This is a genomic window from Streptococcus sp. 10F2, assembly GCF_054331515.2.
The window spans coordinates 1-2,812 of sequence record NZ_JBTGGE020000090.1 but is presented as its reverse complement, the minus strand read 5'-3'; the positions used below and the strand labels follow the sequence as shown (position 1 = coordinate 2,812).

1 protein-coding gene is annotated in these 2,812 nt (G+C 41.5%); it reads left to right on the top strand.

The window, feature by feature from the left end; genetic code table 11:
• Nucleotides 1-681 precede the first annotated feature (681 nt).
• Nucleotides 682-2,667, top strand: a complete 1,986-nt coding sequence (gene metG, locus ACXM1Q_RS09040) for a methionine--tRNA ligase (RefSeq protein WP_458517774.1) — start codon at nucleotides 682-684, stop codon at nucleotides 2,665-2,667.
• Nucleotides 2,668-2,812 lie beyond the last annotated feature (145 nt).

Genomic DNA, 2,812 nt, shown 5'->3' with positions numbered 1-2,812 from the left:
GACTAGATTAGATGACAGAAATGTCATCTTTTTTTATATTTCCCAAACCAAGTCCAATAGCGAAGTTTAAAGCAGAGAGTGAAATAAGAAGATTTAACTTCTGTCTCTAAGTTGTTTGGGACCAAGGTGTCGCTCGCTCATCCACTCAGGAATTGAGTGGATGAGTATGGGAATAAAGCGAAGGAACTTCGCAACAAAATCCAGTCTTCCCTCAGGACATTTTGTTGTATTCTGTTTAGTTGTTTTTCTCATTGTCCTCGCATTTCTATTTTAAGGCTCGGGTATAGGCAGTCTCTACTCAGACTGCCTATATATTTCCCAAACCAAGTCCAAGGTGTCGCTTGCTCAGCCACTCAGGAATTGAGTGGCTGAGTATGGGAATAAAGCGAAGGCACTCCGCAACAAAATCCAGTCTTCCTTCAGGAGATTTGGCTGTATTCTGTTTAGTTGTTTTTTTTTCTTGATGGTGTAGAACTTTCGAGGTATTCGAAAGTTATGAGGAAGCGGGAGCTGAAGAATACTGTTGAAGGAATCTGTTTTGGGAAGTGTTTTTGACTCTGTTGCTTTTCGGGAATAGGGTCAAAGATTCTCTTTTAAGGCTATTTGGATTATCTGTATTTTGGTTTGCTTGTGGCTTTTGGAGCGTGGTATAATAAGGGGAGTAATTTTGAGGAGTAAATGATGTCTGATAAATCGTTTTATATTAGTACGCCTATTTATTATCCAAGTGGGCGTTTGCATATTGGTTCAGCTTATACAACAATTGCTAGCGATGTTTTAGCACGTTATAAGCGTTTGATGGGCTATGATGTCTTCTATTTGACTGGATTGGATGAACATGGTCAGAAGATTCAAGATAAGGCAGCGGAAGCTGGTCTTGAGCCGCAAGCCTATGTTGATGGTATGGCCAAGGATGTTAAAGAATTGTGGTCACTTTTAGATATTTCGTATGACCGTTTTATTCGTACAACGGATGCAGATCATGAGGCCGTTGTTGCTCAGATTTTTGAGAAGCTGTTGGCGCAAGATGATATTTATTTGGGGGAATATTCAGGGTGGTACTCTGTTTCTGATGAAGAGTTCTTTACTGAAACGCAATTGACTGAGGTCTTCCGGGATGAGGAAGGGACTGTTATTGGCGGGATTGCTCCTTCAGGTCACGAGGTAGAATGGGTTTCAGAGGAGTCTTACTTCCTACGTTTGAGTAAGTATTCTCAGTGGTTAGCCGACTATTTTAAAGAACATCCTGAGTTTATTAGTCCTGATGGTCGGATGAATGAGATGCTTAAGAATTTTATTGAACCTGGTTTAGAGGATCTGGCTGTTTCACGGACTAGCTTTACTTGGGGAGTCCCGATACCTTCCAATCCTAAGCATGTGATTTATGTTTGGATTGATGCCCTTGCTAACTATATTACAGCTTTGGGGTATGGACAGGATGAGGATGGAAACTTTGTCAAGTTCTGGCCTGCGGATATTCATATGCTTGGGAAGGATATTCTTCGCTTCCATTCCATTTATTGGCCAATCATTTTGAAAATGCTTGATTTGCCGCTTCCAAAACGTCTGATCGCTCATGGGTGGTTTGTCATGCAGGATGGAAAAATGTCTAAATCCAAGGGGAACGTGGTTTATCCTGAGATGCTGGTAGAGCGTTACGGCTTGGATGCTCTTCGGTATTATTTAATGCGCTCACTTCCTGTTGGTTCTGATGGTACTTTTACACCTGAAGATTATGTTGGTCGTATCAACTATGAGTTGGCTAATGATTTAGGTAATTTGTTGAATCGAACCGTAGCGATGGTGAATAAGTATTTTGGTGGTCAGGTGCCTGCATTTAAGACAGATATTACGGCCTTTGATAGGGATTTGGAGTCGAAAGCGGAGGAAACAATTCGAGAGTTCCAAAAGCAGATGGAAGCAGTGAATCTTCCACGTGCTCTGGAGGTTGTGTGGAAGTTCATCATGCGGACCAATAAGTATATTGATGAGACTCAGCCTTGGGTTTTGGCTAAGGATGAGGCGGACCGTGAGCTATTGGCAAGTGTGATGAGCCATCTAGTAGCTAGTCTACAATTGGTTGCTGCTCTTCTCCAACCCTTCATGATGGAGACTAGCCGTTCTATTCTGAATCAATTAGGATTGGCTGAGGTTAGCTCTTTAGAAGATTTAGCCTTTGGTAACATCCCAACGGAGAGCCAGGTTGTTGCCAAGGGGCAACCGATCTTCCCTCGCTTGGACATGGAGGAAGAAATTGCCTACATTAAATCTCAGATGTCAGGTGGTAAAAAAGAAGAAGAGTGGGATCCAACAAAGGTTGATTTGTTGTTAAACAAAAAGGCTATTCAATTTGATGATTTTGACAAGGTGGAAATTCGGGTAGCTGAGGTTAAAGAAGTTCAGCGAGTGGAGGGTAGTGAGAAGTTATTGGCCTTCCGCTTGGATGCTGGTGATGGTCAAGATCGCCAAATTCTATCCGGAATTGCGGCCTATTATCCAGATCCACAAGTTTTACTTGGGAAAAAATTGCAAATTGTGGCCAATTTGAAACCTCGTAAAATGATGGGCTTGGTTAGTCAAGGAATGATTCTCTCAGCTGAATTCGAGAATCGTTTGTCCGTTATTACGGTTGATGATGCGATTCCAAATGGAAGTATTCTAGGATAAACAAAACAGGTGAGCGAGTGCTCAATGTCATTAAGTTAAGACTTAGAATCTAAAATAAGACCACTTTGGAAGTTCAAATTGATATCTGACTTTCGAAAGTGGTCTTTTTGTGCATGCCAAATAAAGGTTTTTATGACCTTTTTTA